At 40.9% G+C, this 17569-nt stretch carries 20 protein-coding genes, 1 tRNA gene and 3 pseudogenes; 7 read left to right on the top strand and 17 right to left on the bottom strand.

Annotated features, from left to right (window positions below):
* The coding region (locus tag QMA35_RS18265; protein ID WP_281648590.1) for a hypothetical protein at positions 1 to 189 on the top strand (189 nt) is incomplete at its 5' end.
* Positions 190 to 255: 66 nt separating this feature from the next.
* Here QMA35_RS18265 and QMA35_RS18260 read toward each other — a convergent pair.
* From QMA35_RS18260 to QMA35_RS18250, 3 genes are read right to left on the bottom strand one after another with little or no spacing between them, the layout of a single operon-like run.
* The gene (locus QMA35_RS18260) at positions 256 to 723 is read right to left on the bottom strand and encodes a transposase (protein ID WP_281648591.1); all 468 of its coding nucleotides are present in this window, start codon (positions 721 to 723) and stop codon (positions 256 to 258) included.
* Positions 672 to 1007: a response regulator gene (locus QMA35_RS18255; protein ID WP_281648589.1), complete on the bottom strand. Its 336-nt coding sequence runs from the start codon at positions 1005 to 1007 to the stop codon at positions 672 to 674. Before QMA35_RS18255 ends, QMA35_RS18260 begins: the two co-directional genes overlap by 52 nt.
* A gap of 11 nt (positions 1008 to 1018) precedes the next feature.
* Entirely contained in the window at positions 1019 to 1210 is a 192-nt protein-coding gene (locus tag QMA35_RS18250; RefSeq protein WP_281648588.1) for a hypothetical protein, read from the bottom strand.
* Positions 1211 to 1440: 230 nt separating this feature from the next.
* Between QMA35_RS18250 and QMA35_RS18245 the strand changes: the two genes are divergently transcribed.
* From QMA35_RS18245 to QMA35_RS18235, 3 genes and pseudogenes are all read left to right on the top strand, one after another.
* The gene (locus QMA35_RS18245; protein ID WP_281648587.1) at positions 1441 to 2877 is read left to right on the top strand and encodes a protein adenylyltransferase SelO; all 1437 of its coding nucleotides are present in this window, start codon (positions 1441 to 1443) and stop codon (positions 2875 to 2877) included.
* 33 nt (positions 2878 to 2910) lie between these two features.
* Positions 2911 to 3395 (top strand): annotated as a pseudogene (locus QMA35_RS18240) (DDE-type integrase/transposase/recombinase); the annotation flags it as partial.
* A 63-nt stretch (positions 3396 to 3458) separates the two neighbouring features.
* Entirely contained in the window at positions 3459 to 4322 is an 864-nt protein-coding gene (locus tag QMA35_RS18235) for an SDR family NAD(P)-dependent oxidoreductase (protein ID WP_281648586.1), read from the top strand.
* A gap of 301 nt (positions 4323 to 4623) precedes the next feature.
* On the opposite strand, the gene QMA35_RS18230 is transcribed toward QMA35_RS18235, so the two are convergent.
* The gene (locus QMA35_RS18230) at positions 4624 to 5388 is read right to left on the bottom strand and encodes a hypothetical protein (RefSeq protein ID WP_281648585.1); all 765 of its coding nucleotides are present in this window, start codon (positions 5386 to 5388) and stop codon (positions 4624 to 4626) included.
* 456 nt (positions 5389 to 5844) lie between these two features.
* On the opposite strand from QMA35_RS18230, the gene QMA35_RS18225 reads away from it, so the two are divergent.
* Positions 5845 to 5920, top strand: a tRNA-Thr gene (locus tag QMA35_RS18225).
* 280 nt (positions 5921 to 6200) lie between these two features.
* Here QMA35_RS18225 and QMA35_RS18220 read toward each other — a convergent pair.
* On the bottom strand, positions 6201 to 6710 hold the full coding sequence (locus QMA35_RS18220; protein ID WP_281648584.1) for a pilin: 510 nt from the start codon (positions 6708 to 6710) through the stop codon (positions 6201 to 6203).
* Positions 6711 to 6875: 165 nt separating this feature from the next.
* A complete protein-coding gene (locus QMA35_RS18215; protein WP_281648583.1) occupies positions 6876 to 7517 on the bottom strand; it encodes a hypothetical protein in 642 nt (213 codons plus the stop codon).
* 320 nt (positions 7518 to 7837) lie between these two features.
* Here QMA35_RS18215 and QMA35_RS18210 point away from each other — a divergent pair, with 320 nt between their 5' ends.
* Positions 7838 to 8464, top strand: coding sequence for a DNA-binding protein (locus QMA35_RS18210; RefSeq protein ID WP_281648582.1), 627 nt, complete (start codon positions 7838 to 7840; stop codon positions 8462 to 8464).
* A 33-nt stretch (positions 8465 to 8497) separates the two neighbouring features.
* Here the strand turns inward: QMA35_RS18210 and QMA35_RS18205 are convergent, their stop codons facing one another.
* Together QMA35_RS18205 and QMA35_RS18200 are read right to left on the bottom strand one after the other, a co-directional pair.
* Entirely contained in the window at positions 8498 to 9094 is a 597-nt protein-coding gene (locus QMA35_RS18205) for a helix-turn-helix transcriptional regulator (protein WP_281648581.1), read from the bottom strand.
* A gap of 243 nt (positions 9095 to 9337) precedes the next feature.
* On the bottom strand, positions 9338 to 10951 hold the full coding sequence (locus QMA35_RS18200) for a hypothetical protein (RefSeq protein WP_281648580.1): 1614 nt from the start codon (positions 10949 to 10951) through the stop codon (positions 9338 to 9340).
* A 402-nt stretch (positions 10952 to 11353) separates the two neighbouring features.
* On the opposite strand from QMA35_RS18200, the gene QMA35_RS18195 reads away from it, so the two are divergent.
* Positions 11354 to 11704, top strand: a complete 351-nt coding sequence (locus QMA35_RS18195) for an AlpA family phage regulatory protein (RefSeq protein ID WP_281648579.1) — start codon at positions 11354 to 11356, stop codon at positions 11702 to 11704.
* Between the two features lie 12 nt (positions 11705 to 11716).
* Here the strand turns inward: QMA35_RS18195 and QMA35_RS18190 are convergent, their stop codons facing one another.
* From QMA35_RS18190 to QMA35_RS18155, 9 genes and pseudogenes are all read right to left on the bottom strand, one after another.
* The gene (locus QMA35_RS18190) at positions 11717 to 13129 is read right to left on the bottom strand and encodes a hypothetical protein (RefSeq protein WP_281648578.1); all 1413 of its coding nucleotides are present in this window, start codon (positions 13127 to 13129) and stop codon (positions 11717 to 11719) included.
* A gap of 527 nt (positions 13130 to 13656) precedes the next feature.
* Entirely contained in the window at positions 13657 to 13833 is a 177-nt protein-coding gene (locus tag QMA35_RS18185) for a hypothetical protein (protein WP_281648577.1), read from the bottom strand.
* A 3-nt stretch (positions 13834 to 13836) separates the two neighbouring features.
* A pseudogene (locus QMA35_RS21945) lies at positions 13837 to 13926 on the bottom strand (SEC-C metal-binding domain-containing protein); the annotation flags it as partial.
* Between the two features lie 108 nt (positions 13927 to 14034).
* Positions 14035 to 14763 (bottom strand): annotated as a pseudogene (locus QMA35_RS18180) (DUF1186 domain-containing protein); the annotation flags it as partial.
* A 136-nt stretch (positions 14764 to 14899) separates the two neighbouring features.
* A complete protein-coding gene (locus QMA35_RS18175; protein WP_281648575.1) occupies positions 14900 to 15331 on the bottom strand; it encodes a hypothetical protein in 432 nt (143 codons plus the stop codon).
* 9 nt (positions 15332 to 15340) lie between these two features.
* Positions 15341 to 15631 (bottom strand): nucleotidyltransferase domain-containing protein, encoded by a 291-nt coding sequence (locus tag QMA35_RS18170; RefSeq protein WP_281648574.1) that lies wholly within the window; start codon positions 15629 to 15631, stop codon positions 15341 to 15343.
* Between the two features lie 128 nt (positions 15632 to 15759).
* Positions 15760 to 16125 carry a hypothetical protein gene (locus tag QMA35_RS18165; RefSeq protein WP_281648573.1) on the bottom strand — a complete coding sequence of 122 codons (366 nt, stop codon included), beginning with the start codon at positions 16123 to 16125 and terminating at the stop codon, positions 15760 to 15762.
* 299 nt (positions 16126 to 16424) lie between these two features.
* Positions 16425 to 16832: a hypothetical protein gene (locus tag QMA35_RS18160; protein WP_281648572.1), complete on the bottom strand. Its 408-nt coding sequence runs from the start codon at positions 16830 to 16832 to the stop codon at positions 16425 to 16427.
* 31 nt (positions 16833 to 16863) lie between these two features.
* Entirely contained in the window at positions 16864 to 17352 is a 489-nt protein-coding gene (locus tag QMA35_RS18155; RefSeq protein WP_281648571.1) for an N-6 DNA methylase, read from the bottom strand.
* Positions 17353 to 17569: the final 217 nt, after the last annotated feature.

Here is a 17569-nt window from a genome sequence, read left to right as displayed (position 1 = left end):
CAAAAGGATACAGCAGTTACCATCGCAGCAAGCAAAGTGGCTAATAAAATATGTGCGGCAGCAAACGCTGACCAGCTAACTGTTAAACAGCTAGTCTGCGCTCTTGAGGTTCTCAGCAAGGCTGATCAACAGGATACAGCAGTTACCATCGCAGCAAGCAAAGTAAAATTCAAGCTTCATAAGGATTAACCTTTAAGTGCTAAACCAAAACTCACTTGAAACATAAGTAACCGATCATTCCAGCCCGTTATCGCTTTAACGCTGTAGATCTGATCGTAAAGGCTCAGCAGCAAACTTTTCTTTCCACAGTCTTGGTGTCAGCTCTTCAACACGGTTGGCCGGGTGTTGGCTGACACGCTGAAGCACATCGATGAGCCAAGTGTAAGCGGGGACACCTTGTAAGCGACAGGTCATCAACAAACTTTGGATAACACCAACATCTTCTGCGCCCAGCTCTGTCCAGCAGAACAACCAGTTTCGACGGCCCATTGGTATGCAACGCAAGTTTCTTTCAACGTGGTTGGTGTCAATCGGGACATCCGGATCACTCAGATAAACAGCAAGTTGTTCGACATGGTTATGCAGATAAGTCAGTGCTTTTGTAAATGGTGAGGAGGGTGTGAGATCCAACCTCTGGCGCTGTTGATGGCACCAGGTAAAGATGTCATCAACTATCGGTTTGCTGTGTTTGGCTCGGTAACTCTGCTTTTTATCACCCTGCAGACCACGCGTTTTGATATGACTTTCGTTTTCATACCTATGTACGGGACATGTATGGTCCCGTACATAGGCAGTCGGCATACCTCGTAACCGTCGATATCTGGCATAACAATATCCAACAGTATCAAATCTGGTTGAGGCATAGCCTGAGCAATTTTTATGGCTTTATTACCCTTGAGGGCAGCCTTCACTCGAAACTCAGGTTGAAGAATCTTCCTCAGAACATCAATATTTTCCGGGGTGTCATCAACAACAGGTACGACCTGCACATTTTGCACAGAAAGCATATTCGCCCCTTTTACTGCTCACTTATTGTCGGAGTCATTCCGTGCTCTTTCATAAATGTATTCACCAGAGAAAGAGCCTGTTCAAAATCGTAATTTCCCAGAGCACTGTTTATTGCTACCGGCTGCTCAGGATCTTTCGAGATCAGAACCATCTGAGGGGCGATGGTTGCAAAGTTGTCCAGGGCTTCCGTATCATCTTCCATAACTGAAGTTACGCAGAATCGGTGTTGTGTACGAGAGCAAGATCCAGTTCTAAAAGGTTTGTCATTCGCAATATGCTCTCAGCTACGGGGATATGCCCATTGTTCGAGAAAAAACCATACATACCAAACATATATTAGAGCTCTGATTTCAACGTCTGGACACTATAGATTTTCGGAGAAAATCTTTAATTTTTTAGTTGTTGCTTCGGTTTGTGCGTATGATCCATTTTATGAAGTATATGCATATGAATTTGGTGAATACCTACGCACAATTGGGTGCGACATTTTCCTCCAATGTTGTCCCGCAGCCGTTGGAGCAGCCAAGGTTGGTTCATCGAAACCAGTCTCTGGCTGAGCAGCTGGGTTATGCCTCGTTTTCTGATGAAGACTTTGTACAGTTCTGTAATGGTAAAAACCTGCCTAAAAATTCTCAGTCAATCGCCATGGTTTACGCAGGCCACCAATTTGGCAGCTGGGTGCCCAGACTTGGGGATGGACGAGCAATTCTTGTGGGAGAAGCCACCAAGAGTGACGACACTCTCTATGACCTGCAAATAAAAGGTGCAGGGCTTACTCCCTATTCAAGGAATGGTGATGGCCGTGCGGTATTGCGATCCACCATTCGTGAATACCTGTGCAGTGAAGCTCTGCACAATCTAGGTATTCCTACAACACGTTCACTGTGCATGATTGACAGTGAAACACTGGTTTACAGGGAAAAAACAGAAACCGGTGCCGCAATGATTCGTGTGGCAGAAAGTCACGTACGTTTTGGTACCTTCGAATACTTCAGTTATACAAAACAATACGACGCTCTACAGGCGTTGGTTGATTACGTGATTCAACGGCACTTCCCGGAATGGAAAAACGAAGAAAATCGTGTTGAGTTGCTCTTCACAGAAGCAGTCAAACGCACTGCCGAGCTAATTGCCCAATGGCAATCTGTAGGCTGGTGTCATGGCGTGATGAATACTGACAATATGTCGATCCTCGGACTTACCATTGATTATGGACCTTTCGGTTTTCTTGATGGCTTTGATGCCCAGCATATCTGTAATCATTCCGACTGGCAGGGGCGTTATGCATTTAGCCGCCAGCCAGATATTGGTTACTGGAACTGTACGGCTCTGGCTCAGGCTTTGTTGCCAATTCTCCCTGGAGGTCAGGAATCCGCTCAAGCTATTTTGAAAACCTACCCAAAGTTTTTTGCTGAAAAGTATTCGATTCTTCTGCGGGCCAAGTTTGGTTTTGCTACGGCCGATGAGAGCGACAGCACACTTATAGATCAAATCTTTCAGCAGATGCAGGAAGAGAAAACGGATTACACAATTTTCTTCCGTTCACTTTGTGATGACTCTGTTGAAAATCTGTTTGTGGATAGGGAGAAGTTCAGAAGATGGTATCGAATCTATCAACGGCGATTAAACCAGGAAGGTCGTGCAGAGCAAGATATTCGTGCTGGAATGCTAGCCTCTAACCCAAAATATATACTCCGCAATCATTTGCTGCAGATCGCCATTGATAAAGCGGAAGTTGGAGAATACAGCGAAATAGAAACCTTGTTCACCATTATGCAAAAACCTTTTGATGAGCAACCAGACTACGAAAGCTATGCTGAACTCCCGCCCGGTTGGGCTGGAGAGCTGGAAATCAGCTGCTCATCTTGAAAGCTGACTCACTTTGGTTCAGGTTCAACTCCCGTTGTTATCGACCTGTTTTCCAGAAAGGTCATCGGTTGGTGTTAACAGTTGGTCCATGAGTACCACAATGAAGGCTGATCTTGTTTGCAACGCTTTGGATATGGCACTCTGGCGACGAAAATTCCCGGAAGGTGTTATTTTCCACAGTGACCGCGGCAGCCAATATTGCGCTGATACACTCAGGATTTTGCTGAAAGAGCATAGCCTGTTGCAAAGCATGAGCCGCAAGGGCGATGGTTGGGACAACTATCCTGACACAGTGGGTCTGTGTGGAAAACTTCTTCCATTCACTGAAGGTGGAAGCAGTGCTCTGTGAACCGATGGTCAATCGTGAGCAAATGCGCCAGACCGTGTTTGGATACATTGAAGTGGATTATAATCGCACTCGTCGGCATAGCACTCTGGGTTATTTAAGCCCTGAAAAATATGAGCAAACAGAAGTTGCGCAATCAGTGACCATTTTTACTACTTCAGATCATTTATGAAAAAGTAAAATTCGATGTAAGTGATACGTATATTTGTCGAAATAAAAATAGCGAGGAACAAAGATGAAAAAATCGATTTTAATTACCGGAGCATCCTCCGGAATAGGTGCTGAGACTGCTAAACTTTTTTCACAAAAAGGCTATAAGGTTTTTGCAGGTTACCGAAATGAGAATGATGCGAAATCTTTAGCACTACTCGAAAATGTCACCCCTATTAAGCTTGATGTTACGATTCCAGAAAGTGTCGAGCGAGCAGTTGCAACCATTTCTACATCTCTAGGTGAAAATGGCCTCTATGCACTGATTAATAACGCGGGCATCACTTACACGGCTCCGTTTGAATATGCTGATGAGAAAAAAATGCGCTACGTTATGGATGTTAACGTTTGGGGTGTTATGAATTTGACGCAAAAATGTATTCCGTTGATGAAAAAATTCAATGAACACAATAGTATAAAATCCAGAGTGGTAAATATAACCTCGTGGGCTGGTATTTTGGGTCAGCCTTTTAACGGCGCCTATAACGCCTCAAAATTTGCCATTATCGGCCTTAGCGAGGCCATGTATTATGATCTTGGCCTATTGGATATCCACGTGATTTCGGCCTCACCGGGTGTGACGAAAACACCACTTCTGAAAAAAACCACGGACGCATCACAGGCGTATTCTAGTATGCCCGATAAGGGTAAAGCCTTTTATCAAAAACATATCGATAACTTAGACTCTATGAGTGAAGCATCTAATAACTCCAGTGCATTAGCGACACCAAAAAAAATCGCACAAAAACTATTCATTATCGTTGAAAAGAAAAAACCCGATATGAAGCAAAATATGGCTGTTGATGCCAAAATCATGAACTTGCTGCGTCGCCTTATCCCTTTTAGCTGGCTGTCGGGTATGTTTAAAGGAATGTATAGTTTAAAGTGATTAATTTTCACCACTCATATACCTGATATTTTCATACTTGATTGGTATCTAGAAAGAGCGTAAGAAGCGCATGTTTCGGAAAAACTTCCGCTGCGCTTCAATTTTCCGAAACGCAGGCGTTAGATTTAGAGTTATCCACGAACTGCGGGCACCCTGCCAAGTTAGATCATTGTCTAATCAGGATGTGCCCAATGCCAGACACAGAAACCCTGTTTATATCGAAGAGTTCCGTAAAGAAGCTGTTCGCCTCCTCGCAGATCTCCTCGGCGAGAAAGCTTCTAACGTTTCATCATCATGATTCTCATAGATCTCGAAGAGTAGTAATTTTATATTTGTAAAAACCGACCAGCTTTTGGAACAATGGATTAATCTCCCAACCTTTCCATTCTTTGAAAAAGTGATTTCCAACTTTATCAAGGTAGATTGGATAATAAATATTATATTTGAAAGTTGATTCCAGATAATCGTTAAAAGCGCAAGATTCCAAATAATCTTCATCATAACGAATATTGACAGAATCCTGCAGATGATGAAAATAGTCATAGATATCATATTTGTTACATGAAAAATAGAAATCAAAGCCAGAGCTAATCCCATTTTCGTCTAAATAATTCTTGATCCGTCCAGACAATTCAATCATGTTAATACCAGACTGAAGCAAACGAGTGATTACTATCTTTCTACCTCTTAGAGTTTCTTGGTTTGGAATAACCTTCAACATAAAATCATCAAATTTGTCTTGATGGCTAGACTCTAAATATTCCATTAATCGACTAAAAGGTGCGACTGAAACATAGTCGTTAAAAACACCCTTACCTAGTTGATTATATAACGCAGCACTTAGTATTAAATTTTGCGAACCAAGAACTAGTAGCATATGGCTTTCAGGAGGGTAGTCTTCAATTAGATTCTTGGCATAATCATCCATAATCAAAATAGTTTTATTTGAAAAACTATTTGACACCATCCATTTCATCTCGTTGAAATCATCATTTGTAAAATGAAAATTTTCATTCGAGTGCGCAAAAAATGGAATCAATAACATCAAAATAAATATTCGCATCATACTACTCCTTTACAATGCTGAGCTATTCTAAGTAGTTAAGACAATATGAAGCCCCATAAGTTCACAAATCTAACGAATCAAGCCAATCGACTGCCTGCACTCCGTAATGTGCAGAACTACGCTTACAGCCTGACTGCTGGGCATACTCCTTGCTTACAACGCTGTTTATTATTCCAGGCACTGTTGCTTTCTGCTTTATGGCAGGCGCTGTTGCCAGTGCAGTGGTGAGGAGATCTCCAGTGAGACATTTATTTACCTCAGAATTGGCGCTGTCAGCTTTGTAGGAATGTCTATGTTGCCATCACTGATGAAGAAGAAAGGCATAGGTGTAGACAGCCACGCGTAGAAAACAGGTAACTTACTCTATTAAAAACACTTTCCGGCTAAAAAGATCGCTTTCATACGCCAGATGAGTGTTGACAAAAACAGGGCTTATCCATAATATTCCACCCCGTTGCCGGCATAGCTCAGTTGGTAGAGCAACTGACTTGTAATCAGTAGGTCCCGAGTTCGACTCTTGGTGCCGGCACCATATTTTCCTTGTATATCAAGGACTTAGAAGCCTCCGTAGACGACGGGGGCTTTTTTGTATCTGGAGTTTGGGAAAGTGGTTACTTTTCTTGGTTACTCTTTCCAGATGACATCTCTTGTTCCAGTTTCCTATCCATAGAAAATTATATTTATGTGGAACACAAAAAAAAGGAGCTGGCGAACCAGCTCCCTTTTCGGAGTAAAGCAGATAAGTCAGGAAGGTGTCAGGTCATAAATGACTCCGCCCCCTTTTATCTCTTTATCCTTTATCCCCATCCGCGTTAGTAAGCTGCTAAAGGTGCACAACCTTCACCTACAAACTCAGCTCCAATAATAGTTGTACAGTTCCAGTTTCCATCGACCCCTCTAGTTAAGCGAACGGTGTTACCATTAACTTCAGGAGTACCACGGTTAAATGTGAACTCTAAGTAACCAGTTCCGTTCGCTGCGTTAATGGGGACGAAGATGATTGCACCATTCGAAGGCTGATTAACGCCCAAATCCTCTGGTCGTTGTCCGCGAACGAAGGCAACTGATTGATCTCCTGCTACGAGTGGGTCGTCAGCTTGAGCATCAACTTGGGCAGTTACATTATCAGGGAAGAAGCCGTAGGTAAGTACGTATTCCTCAACCCCTGCTTTATTAGTTGCTAGAGTTGTGACTGCGGCAGTAACGTTGGTTCGGCTTACGTAGTTTTGATATTGAGGAATAGCAATAGCCGCCAAAATACCAATGATCGCAATAACGATCATCAATTCAATAAGAGTAAAACCACTTTGCTGTTTTTTCATGTCGCACCTTTTTTATATTATTAAAGTTAGGGATGTCCCTGACTTACATATAACAACCTTCGTGCCAACTCTAAAAATACACACCATAAATACGACAAACCCCCACTAAACCAAAGGCTTTGCGGGGTTTTATTAATAGAAAGCCCAACTGTTACCCGGTAACACTTATGTGACTATTTTTTTACCTCGGACTGTGACCGTTTTTGTAATCCACGGTTTTTCATAAGGCACACCGTACAGTTTGGCTAAAAAGTGAACACCACACTCAAAAGCCAGATCAGCCCGAACCTCAGCAATTTTTTTGTAGAGTTGGCAGTAGGGATTGATCTCTGGGTTACGAAGTGGCCCGTAGACCCTCTGAAAGCCTTCGTAGCTGCTTGTGCGGGATGCCTTAACCAAAAGATTACTAATATTTAGCTGTTCCATGCAGGCTTTAAAAACCGCATTCAGATCTCCATCTTCAGGGACATCCACGGTTAGCAGATCACTTTTGATCATTTTTTTAAATAGCAAAATTTGATCATTGTCTTTTTGATCTGTAGCTTCAGGCTTCCATCGTTCTGGAGACCCGGATAGAGGCATACGGTTTCCCCGCTTCGCATCCTCTCTGGCTTTTTTCTTGAGAAATTCCGGGTGTTGCTCTGCCAGCAGCACTGTCTCTATATACCAGTAAAAACGATAAGGCACGCCCTCATCGTTGTACACAATATGATCAGCCTCTCCCAGAACCTTTTTAAAGACGGATTCTGTCCAGTAATCCCGCATTAAAACTTGGGACTTATTGATAAGTTTTTTGGGGTCCTTCATCACTCGAACTCAGTGCGACTACAATCCCGCAACTATAAGGGATATAACTCGAAAGTTAAATTATACCCAAACAGTCATATATCGTACTTTCCGACTGACCTGAAAAATTAAATTTGCCATGATATTCAAATTTACTACGATATCTATATATTTGAATTGAATTGGGAATAAAAGGCGGCTTTATACATTTTAAAATGTGATTTTCTCACCTTCATAGAATCAGTTTCAAATCAATAGAACGTAATTGTTGTCGCCTATGTATATTTTGTACAAAGGGCGATATTACATACATTTTATACAAAGCCAAAAATGGAGAAGATATGGCTATAAAAGAAATAGATATTTTAAATGCGGCTGAAAGTCTCATAATGGAGAACATAAACCCAACAATGGAAAGGGTTCGAGATAAGCTTGGTGGCGGTAGTTTTACAACCATAAGCCCCATCCTCAGGAAATGGAAAAACGATCAAAAAAGCAATAATAAATTATTATTTGATATGCCTGAAAAAATCCCCCAACTGGGTGAGAAGCTGGCTAAAGACATATGGCTTGAAACACTGGACGTTACAGGGCAAAAAGCTAACGAGCTGCTCTCAAGGCTTGATAGCTTAGAAAGCGAATACCAGACTAATGAGAAAGATTTCCTTTCCGAAATTTCAAGGCTTGAAAATGAATTTGAAATGGGCAAAAAAAACCAAGCTGAGAACAAAGCTGCAAATTCAGAACTGAAAGTTCAGGTTGGTTCTTTAAAATCTGAAATTTCCATTTTGCAGAAATCAATTTCCGATTTGAAAGATGATCTTAAAATTTCCAGAGAAAATGAAATGACAGCACAGAAATCTGCTTCAGCCGCAGAGGGACAGCTTGAAAAAAGCAGAGAGTTTTATAAAGAGCAAAAATCTATTATTGAAAAGATGGAGGCTAAAATAGAAACCTTTAAAAAATAGCTGGGATCTTTGATCCCAGCAAAGTACCACACCTCAGCCTAAGATATAATCAAAATCCCCACTGTACTTATTATTTAAGTCATTTGCGAATGCGCGCAACATAAATGATTCAATATTTTTTATGGCTTCTACTTCGGCAATGGAATATGCCGATATAAAAAGTGCCTGTTCTGCCACCAAGGGTTCGTGTGATTTTTTAGGATTGTACACAGGCAAATTCAAAGGGGCAGACAACCTTTTTCTGGCTTCCCCAAAAACACAGACTTCACTTTTCCCAAGATAAATAGCATGCCCAGAGCTATTATAAAAAATATAAATTCCTTTTATACCCTTTATCTTACCAGACAAATTCTTAACGTTCTTTTTGTCAGGAAAAAACGTATATGACTCACCCCTTTTAACAGGAGATATCGCTTCAAACTCAATAACGGGTTTGACCATGTTTGATGCATGGAAACCTTGAAAAAAGTTGACTATCTCATGTAGTTTATTTTTGGGAGGCCCGCTAGACATCCAGTTACTAATTGTGCCCTGAGTGACGCCAATAGCTTCAGCCAGTTCTGCCTGCGTCACCTTTCCAAATTGATCTTCTAATACTTCTAGTAAAACCTCTAAAATATCCCTCGACATAATATGACCCTCTACTTTCCTAAAAAGAATCTAGCAGCCTTGTTGTTTTTGTGGGTTATAACTAAATATAATTACGATACGAAACTTGTCAAATTTAAAAAAATGACCTACGGAATGAAAGGCAAAAAAACCATTTTATTTAGAAATACAACCTATTGAATTATATGGTTTTTTTGAAATTTAACACTTAGACTAACTTTGAAAGAAATTGATGTTAATTTTTATACCGTTATTATGCAGATCTCAAAATTTGAAAAAACCCATCTCAGCAACTTTATTTATACCTGTCTTTAATTTCCCATGGATATTATCAAATGAATCTCTACCGTGATTATATAAATAATTAAATTTCTCACTTAAAGCATCAAAAACAGACTTCAGCCTTTCAAATTTATCTTTAATATCTTTTAACTCCGACTTCAAATCTGCATTCTCTGACTTCAATTCATTTATTTGAATTCCTTTATTTCTATTGCTTACATTCAATTTTTCTATATATTCAACCTCAACATCAAAGAACTCTTCTAATCTTTCATTGCTAAGATCACGCTTTATCTCTAGCGCCTCTGCTATCTCGTTGATTCTGTGCATCATCCACGTTTCTTCATACTCATACTTTTGATTAAGTTCTATCTTTTTCTTTGCCTCATATTTTTCAACTTTAGAGTTCGCGCTTCGTCTCATTTCATCCACTTCACTATCTAACTTATCAAATGTGATTTTCTTACGCTCAAAATATTCATCGGAAATTTTCTTATTTACTTTTTCTTTGAGATTTTTTAACTCGTTTTTAATTGCTTCCTTACCTTCATCTCTGATCGACTGAATATCTCTTCTGGCTTTCTGCTTAGCTTTCGGAACTATAGTATTTTCAAATTCATGGAGTTTCTCTTCTTTTACCCTGACCTTATCATCTAGTATTTCATCCTGAATTTCTTTTTCTTTTCTATATTTTATTTTTCTATACTGATCTTTCTCTAAAGCAATCTGGCCAGCTAAATATTGATTATATTCCTTACTATCTTTAAATCTCTTTCTTTTGGGGCCAAACCTTTCATGTCCATGTTTCATAGACACCGACTCATGGAATCTATCTTGCATTTCACTCATAGATTTGCCAAATGCTTCTTGAACAAATTTTACTTTAGATGTGCCCTTAAGCCCATTCTTAGAAGCTTCTCTTTCAGCATGATTCCTAGCATTTATTCCCTTGTGGATAGATGACAATGGGTTAATAATAGGAGCCTCTTTTCCATCTATATTTTCGTATGAATAGTCGGGTAAACAGTAAAAATGTACATGAGGGTGTTTTTCGTCAAGATGCAGAATTACACTCTTCAGTGACTCTCCAAATTCTTCTTTTAGAAAATCTATTGTATTTTCCAACCAAAAACTAACCATCTCTCTAGTCACATCACAACTAAAATAGTCTTCTGACAATCGTGGGTGACTCGCCACTCCGGACAGTAAAACATGTTGATCTTCTCGTATTTTTCTTACTGCAACTTTTCCGCTTTTTTGAACCACACGATTTTTATAAGTTTCATAAATATTATTTATTTTAATTTCTAATGAAAAAAGGTCATCTCCATACAAGGTTACAGGTTCCAGCGGAGCGTCTACATGATCACAGTACCCCTTTTGCCTGCTAGCTTCCCTGATAATCCCAGTAGTTACCCTTTGCTTCGATATTTTATCACTTAGCCTGTTTTCCCTTTCTTTGTTTGCCTGTTTTGCAAGACTCTTGCTTGATTGTCTACCAGCTTTTCTTTTGCTCGCCCTGCCATTATTCCTACTTTGCTTTTTTGCATAGGTCTCGATGTGAAAAAACTGCTGACCTGTCGTTTTTTTATCCATTATATTCTCCTATTTTTTGGACACAGAAAAATAAGAGAATCTTAATTATATAGTTTAAGAGATATGGTTTTCACTATGCCAAAATTCAGTTTGGGTTCCAAGGGTGAAACCCTTGGCCGATGACACTAGCTTGCTAGTCAAAGTCGGTTACTTACGACTAAGATGAAATCACCTTATATCATGGGCAGTTTAAACGTTTTTTAGATCTTCTTATTTTTTTCACCAATATAATATCACAACTTCGTTAAATCAAAAAACATCCAGCATCAAATGCTAAAATAACAGCGACAGATTAAATCATTTAAATTGCAACACGACATTTAAATTTGACATTTTTTGGTTTTTTTCTTATTTATATATCATAGGGAATGAATGTGCATTGCCTATCCAAGAATTACTAACATGATGATAACAACTAATGCTCTTAAAGAGATACTAAACACAGACTCAATCGAATCCATATACAAGTTCCTTAATAACAATGGGATCAATTATTTTGATCACGATGGAGCCATCATTACTTCTGAAGATTCCATTCTTACTGCCTTGTCCACGAAAGCACCTGCTATAGACGATACTCTACTGAATTTAAAAACCGTTATCGATTTAACAGGTTTAGGAAAAGCGACCATCTACAAGTATATGAAGAGCGATAGATTTCCTAAGCAGATTAACCTTTCGGCACGAAATGTTCGATGGAGGAAAATTGATGTTACTGCTTGGAGGGAAGGAAAAACTAATTGGAGTAATTAAACATAGCAGGCATTAACCTGCCTGTTCCTTTTCAGCTTGCTCAGGTAGTCGCTCTGTTACATCCTCATACTTCTTATTAATTATTTTATTTAAATAATTTTCCCACTTTTCTAGTTCCTCTTTTTTTTCATGAATATGCATGTACTTATTATAATGTTTTTCAGAGATAGTATTTTTTTGGTTGTGCATTTGTATTTTCTCAAAAATTTCAGAATCGCATTTAGCCTCTTTAGATCTAGTATTAACAGTTGTTCTAATTCTACCAATTGTTGGTCGCAAAACGTCCTCTATATTAAGATTATTTCTCATAAACCTTAATATATTATTGACTGGCTTGCTAAAGCTATTCGCCATGGGCTTTTTGGTATTCTCTCCCGCTTTACTCCTGCCTGCAAATACATACACACAACCACCTGTGATATCTTTTAAAATACTTAATTCTTTTTTTGCTAACTTATTAAGCGGAATTGTATAATAAACTTTTTCATTACTTCTACCTTTACGTGTACACAATGTTATATGCGCTGGATATAGATGATCTTCAAGGTAAACATCACTCCACATCAATTTCAATAAGTGCTCTTGACGAACGCCTCCAAGAGAAAACAGCAATCTTATCATATGACCAATTTTCCCAGTGAGTGCAACACTATGATTCCAGAGTATCCATAAATCTCTATCATTAAATTGTTCTTTACCATTTTTATTTTCATAGTCAGAAAGAACCTCTACATCGGTTACTGGATTATAGCCAATGTTATATCTTGGTATTTTATCGATTTTTCTAGGGCTGTTATCATATTTCTTTGCCCATGCAAAAGCACTAGACAAATAAGATCTTACTCTATTAACTATTGGGCGTTTGACTTCTATTTCTGGATTGTCAGGATCACAAAAGATCATTCTTCTTAAAATATGAGAAATATCTGATTCAGTTATATTTTTTGCTTTTTTATTTATAATATTTTTATGAATATAAACATGAACATTAAATGCACTATTTATGGAAGAGTATGATCCTAGATTTTCTTTTACATGAATCTCTTTGAAATCCTCTAGCATTTCTTTGAATGTACCAAAATATAATTTTTCTTCTTTTTTTCGTACTTTCTTTTTGGATTTTATCTCTCGCTCATCGATCAAAAAATGAACTGGATTTTCCTTTTCTTTTTTCTCCGATAAAAGTTTTGCCTGCTCACGGGCTTGCTCTAACGATATCCCGTCAGAACTTTTGTACAGGTGATGTTTATCGATCTTAATAGACTTAACTCTTCCATCAACCTTGAATCGATAGTAGAACTCTATTCCAGAATTCCGTATTTTTACAAACAGCGAGCCTCCACCATATCCTGAAATTGACTCACTTTTTGTCCCAAAATCTCCCTGCTGAAACTTCGATACTATATCATTTTCCGATATTGTCATTGCCCCCCCCTGAGACCTACTGATGGGATATCAGAAATGGTCATTTTTTGTTCTTTTTGAAAAGTGGTTACTCTTCTTGGTCACTCTTTATAAAGACATCACATAGACCAACAGAGATCAACAAAATTCAAAAGAAACTATGAAAGGCTAGAAAATCAATGGGTTATGGGTTATTTTATATATACCTTAACGTTTTTTATATTTTGGTGCTGATTTCTATAGATTATAAGTCCGACTTGTAATCAGTAGGTCCCGAGTTCGACTCTTGGTGCCGGCACCATATTTTAAAAGGCCCAGAAGGTTAACACCTACTGGGTCTTTTTATTGCCTCACGTTTTTACCTTTTCAGCACTGCAACGTATTGCAAGTGCTGAAAGTGTTGGTCTCTGGCGGCTCCATGGCGTCAGGGTAGGGGGTATCTCAATGGTTTTGGTACCGCAGAAAAGGCAGTGAAAGGCGTCATCCACGCCTTTTATAACACGTACACCTGAATCGTATTTATTGAATTGTAAAATTTGAAAACCTGCTCAGTGCAACTCTTTATTATGCTCAAACACCAACCGGATCGACTCAGCGTCGGATTTCCCTTCTGCCCTTAACCGCTCTATCTCTTCCACCATGGCTTTCTGGACTTCGATATCCGTCAGGTTATCAAAATCCATATTCATAATATCCTGCAGGTCGATAACGTTTTCTTCACTCATGTTCTATCCACAACATTTCTTGTGTTTTTTACCACTGCCACAGGGACAGGGATCATTGCGCCCAACTTTAGGCTCTTCCCGAACAAAGGTTCCCTCTGTCAGAAACGCCTGTCCGACTGGATCCTGCAAGCCTTGAGGCTCAGGGAAGAGTGAAGCCAGATCGAAATCATCTTCATCCTCTGCTTCCGGCTGAAAGCTGGCCCAGTTTTCAAGGCTACCGATGGTGTCTGTGATCAAGTCTTTATGAAAAGAGCTTTCGTGCTCATCCGGTTCACTGGTCTGCAGGTTATCTTCAATGGCCTTCAGTTTGTTGAACAGCTTCATTTCTGGCCAACGCTGATAGGCTTTTCTTATAACAGGCAACAGATCTGCAAAACCGTGCATTTCGCAAATATTTACCAGAACAATGGGAAGATAGCCATCATCGTCGTATTGAAGCTCTCCAGACAGCATTGAACGACAATAGTCTTTAAGCGTGTCAGCGCCCAGCCGGTTATTCAGTACCAGGGTGCCCAGTGAATAGAACGCCGCCGCTCTGATAAAATGATCTGCATCCGGGTTTTGGGCTAACTGTTGAACAGGTGCGATATCGCCATCACAGACCGAGGCGATAATACGAGACAAGCCTTCAGTAACAAGGTCGCCCAGAAAACCGTCGTTGGTTTCATCCAGCTGGCCAAGCATATTGATCAGTGGCCGATAAGCACGTGTTTCCCGAAACTGGCCCAACAGATACAGGGCAAACAGCATCAACCCGGTATGTTCGTTATCCACGGCTTTCTGAACATCAACCGCAACGGTTTCAAGGTATTCCAGCAGCAGCGGTGTCGCTTCCTCCTGCTGATCAATCAGTGTCTGCAGTGCTTCACGGGGAAAAACACCGGGTTCATAGACAGACAGAACCTCAATTGCCTGTTGTACATCATTCATAAAAGCGGGTTTCCTGTGGGTATAAAACATAAATGTCCGTAGGTTGGATTAGCAGCGAAGCTGCGCTTGCACCCTCGGGTGTAACCCAACATCAGGGACAAGTATCCATAGGTCAACATGCTGATACTGAAAGTAATCAGCCCAGTCTCAGAGAGATTTTCTCCGGCACAGCCAGCAGCAGAGGCGTAAGGCGCAGCACTTCCTGATGAATGTTGGCCAGTGCTTCTTCTTCATATTCATGAGCTATGGCATTACGCAGCTCCCGGATAACAACAAAATCACGGGCCGAGTCGATCAAACCTTTCTTTTCAGCCCGATTGATACGGTCACGCACGGTTCCGGGGCTTTCCAGATCCAACTCATCCACCAGCCGGAAGATTTTCTGAATCAAAATATCGCTCATACGGGCAAAGCGGGCCGTCAGGGTTTCAAACTTCTCTTCGTCTTCCGCACTGAGCTGGCTGATATCCAAAGGCTGACAGCGCTGCAGTGACCAGCGCAAACCTTCAGCGGCTTTATGCATCTGCTGCAGTTGTTTCTCCAGCAGTTTGCGTTTTTCTTCTGTCATAGGCTCCCCTTATGCCTGAAGTTCAACAGCTGTGGGCAGAATGGTTCTGGCAAAATCACCCGTGCCGTCTTTATCGAGCAAAATATCAATTTTCTGCTCACCCAGCAGCCCGTGCAGATCAGCCAGAATATTCAATTTATCCGCAAAACCCAGTGTGGCCGAAATCACCAGCAGATCAATATCGCCGCCTTTTTTATCCGGGTCAGTCCTGGAGCCAAACAACAGCACCTGTGCTTTGGGATCATAATGCAAGACAGTGCTGGTAATGGCCTGTTGTTCTTTAGCTGTTAATCTTACCATTGTTTTTAGAGTTCTCCGGCGAAGGCTTTTTGGCTGAGGGAGTTGAATAAAACTCTTAGTTCCGAATCTGCAGAGTTCATTTTCTGAAGCCGGCTCCTTGTCGCCAGTTCAATTTCTTGATACTGATTCTACAACCCAATCGGTGGCATTAAGAGGTTAACATCCTGCATTTCTTGAGCATTAATATTAGCCATACCAATAATGCTTTTGCACATATTCACAAGGGTGCTCTTCCCGTGCCTTGAGTTAAGATATGCAGAAATGTAGTAAGGGTTACCCCTTTCATTGACACGGCTGCGAATCAAGTAGCCAGCTAGAACTATTGGGTAGCCAAGATCATATACTGCTGTTTTTCCCACCAGCTCACGGGAATTTGTTCTGTTAAAGATAATGTCGCCTTGCTGAGCTAGGTACTTGGGTTTGTCTTTGTCAGGAAGATTGACATATTTAAGATCAGATATATCCCATTTTCCTTCATAGGTGATATTTCCCATCCTCAGAACTGGAAACTCGCCGTCAGTTACAGAAGCTTTTCAGGTGATGATAGACGTAACGTGAATCAACATTTTCCCGAAAATCATTAAGAATATATGTTCTTTGATACGCTTCAAATTTACCGTTATAAAAAAGTACTAATCCAACATTTGCACCGCTTCCAGGAAGAATGATCGAGTCACCCTCGAAACTAAACGTATGAGCTTTGATTGGTTTATCCGCACAAGTATAAAATCGATATATACCATTACTCTCTAAATGGTTTGCATCGTATTTACCCGTTGAAACTGAGCATATTTCAAGAAGCTTCACCAAAGGCCAACTCACAACATCCCCTCCAGCTCACCCAGCTCCTTTTGAATCTCAGCCTCCAGCGCGTCTTCAACCGTCCAAGAATCTCCTTCGGCGGGTCATACACTTCCTCCTCATACACCACTTCCTTATAGCGGTTTATGGACAGGTCGTATTTGTTGCCCTTCAAATCCTGCTTGGGTACGACAAATGCCTTCTGGGTGCGGTCTGTCCAGTCCATCATTGGAACGATTGTCTCATCAGCCAGCTTATGGCCAACAAAGGTATCCACAGGCAGGTTTTTGCTTTTACGATACTGCTTCCAGTTCGCCACCAGATGCGGAATGTCGTCTTTATCATGGGGTTGCGCTTGTCGTCCAGACTGTAACCGTCGTTTTCCAGATCGTAGAACCAAACGTTATCGGTCTCGCCACCCTTGGTAAAAATCAGAATGGCAGTCGCACACCGGCATAGGGTTTAAACACACCGGACGGCAGATTAACGACCGCTTCCAACTGGTTATCTTCCACCCGTGTTTTCCGCAGGCTCTGGTGCGCCTTGCTGGAACCGAACAAAACACCTTGCGGCACAACCGTGGCACTGCGACCACCGATTTTCAGCATTTGCAAAATACGGGCGCAGAACAGCAGCTCGGTCTTTTTGGTTTTCACCAGTTTTAAGATATCGGGGTCGATATCCTCTTCATCCAGGGTGCCGGTAAACGGCGGATTGGCCAGAATCAGGTGAAAGCCGTTGTGAGAAGCGTCGGGGTATTTGTCCGAGAAACTCTGGCTCATGGTGTCCTGATAGTGGATATCCGGCTCGTCCACCCCGTGCATAATCAGATTCATAGCGGCTATGCGCAGCATGGTGGAGTCGAAGTCGTACAGATCGCCCTTGGTGTCGCCTCGGTCCAGCGGCAATGCCTTGATCATCTCTACCGCTTTTACCAGCAGCAGAGTTTGTCGATTTTGCTTTTGAGGTCGCCGGTGATCGTGAAGGGTACTTCTTGAAAAATGTGGGGCTTGGAATGGAAGCTTGGTATAAAAAGTTGGGAGGGATTATACGAGCAGACCAGGGCAATCTCATTTGGCCATCTGCTCAAATAACACCCTGCAGCAGTAGTTCAAGATATTCATCATCAGCCGCTGC

Origin of the sequence: Parendozoicomonas sp. Alg238-R29 (genome assembly GCF_947331445.1) — a bacterium.
Classification (GTDB): domain Bacteria; phylum Pseudomonadota; class Gammaproteobacteria; order Pseudomonadales; family Endozoicomonadaceae; genus Sansalvadorimonas.
The sequence above is the reverse complement of the archived record's forward strand: the minus strand, read 5'-3'. Positions and strand labels throughout refer to the sequence as shown.